Raw genomic sequence first — 1,641 nt, 5'->3', positions numbered from 1 at the left:
GTGGTTCGTAACTGTTGAGCGTTCGACCGTTTTCAGTCATCACTCGCATCCGATTCCCTTGCACCCACGCAGGAAACGCGGCACCCCACCCCGGCTTGCAGAAAATAATGCCAGCGTTTGTCACCGGGCTGCCACGACGCGTACACCACGTGCCCCCCACCGAGCGCAAAACCAAGGACCCAGGTGGAAAGAATGCAAACAAAAAACAATGCCGCTTTGCTAGTGCGCCCTTGATAGTAATGTCCAGCACCGGGCAGCAACCAAGCTAAGAACGCGGCAAGAGATCGATTGCGAAGATCGACACGGAGTCCATCGACCGCGATCACGTTGTCTTCATTGGAGGGCATGAGCTTCGTTGGCTTTCAATATTTCGTGGGCAAGATTTTGTGGGCAAATGATTTTCGTGGAGCAGTCTGTTCGACAAAGCGGCTATTGTGCGGAAAAGCGATGGTGGGCGGTAGCCGAATCTGAATGCGGATTCCAGTATCCGCAATCGGGTCAAAGGGCGGGGCCGATGGGACATTCGCACGCACGCTACCGATCTTGGTCTTTCCCTCGAGCTTCGCTTTTCAATAGGGTCCACCGACGACGGTCCGTTGCGATGTTCCGCCGTTGCGATGTTTCGCAATTGCAGGACCCGCCGCAAACACGCATCGGATCTGCCTTGACGCTCCCCTGGTTGGTTTCTTATTTACCAGAATCCATGCCTGATCTTCCTCCATTTTGATGGCCTTCGCTATGACCCGGATTTTGTTGAACTCTACTCTGTTTGCTTTCATACTCGTCGCAACCATCGGTTGTGGTGGTTCCGAGGATGTTGCCCAACAAGCATCTCCCCAAACAAACGTCGCTACCTCATCGGCAAAATCGCCTGCTGAAACCTCGGCAACCGATGTGGTGAGCCAATTTTTGGACCAGGTTCGTCGTGGCGGAGAGAACTCAGGCGCCGGTGAATTGTTAACCCAGCAAGCCCAATCCGAACTCAAACGCATTGGTCGCACCGTGCAACCCATCGGTTCGCCCGACGCTCGTTTTAACGTGACCCAAGCGCGTGAAGTGCCCAATGAGCCCAATTCGATGTTGGTCCAGAGCATTTGGAGCGAACCAGGTCCCGAAGGCACCCAAAACGACTTTGAAGTCGTCTGGGCTGTGCAACGCGAATCCGCTGGCTGGCGAATCTCGGGATTGGCAATGGAAATCGATCCTGCCGAGCCACCGATCGTGATCGACTTTGAAAACGGCGACGAAATGGCCAAGCTGTTGGCGGGAAGCGAAGGAACCGAATCGACAAGCGAAAACGGCTCGCAAGCCGCCAAACCAAGCGCCGAAGCGGTCTCTCGCTAAGAATTCCGGCAAAATTTATCATTGCCTTTTGTTCACTGCTTTGCCCCGCAATACGTCGAGGGCAAACACCACCCGAACGGCCTGCTCTAGCCGGAAAAATCGGCACAATCCCAACCAAAAATGCTCCGATTTGGCGGGATTTCCGCACAATTCTTGTGACATTCTTACCCAGCTTCACATTTGGCAGGTTGCGGTACGCAAAATGCCGGAGTTCGCCCACTACGAAATTCAAGCAAAAAATCCTTGCAAGGATCGTATTGGGTGGATTGACATGATTTTTCCCAAGGTTACTGTAGC

3 protein-coding genes are annotated in these 1,641 nt (G+C 53.7%); 2 read left to right on the top strand and 1 reads right to left on the bottom strand.

Annotation, left to right across the window (positions count from 1 at the left end; all coding sequences use genetic code 11):
• Nucleotides 1-32 precede the first annotated feature (32 nt).
• Entirely contained in the window at nt 33-347 is a 315-nt protein-coding gene (locus RMSM_RS18450) for a DUF6677 family protein (RefSeq protein WP_008699575.1), read from the bottom strand.
• Between the two features lie 406 nt (nt 348-753).
• On the opposite strand from RMSM_RS18450, the gene RMSM_RS18445 reads away from it, so the two are divergent.
• The gene (locus RMSM_RS18445) at nt 754-1,344 is read left to right on the top strand and encodes a hypothetical protein (protein ID WP_236622198.1); all 591 of its coding nucleotides are present in this window, start codon (nt 754-756) and stop codon (nt 1,342-1,344) included.
• A gap of 28 nt (nt 1,345-1,372) precedes the next feature.
• On the top strand, nt 1,373-1,641 hold a 269-nt coding region (locus RMSM_RS42740; protein WP_236622197.1), incomplete at its 3' end, for a hypothetical protein.

Source organism: Rhodopirellula maiorica SM1 (assembly GCF_000346295.1).
GTDB classification, from domain to species: domain Bacteria; phylum Planctomycetota; class Planctomycetia; order Pirellulales; family Pirellulaceae; genus Novipirellula; species Novipirellula maiorica.
This window is presented reverse-complemented; position numbering and strand designations above follow the sequence as displayed.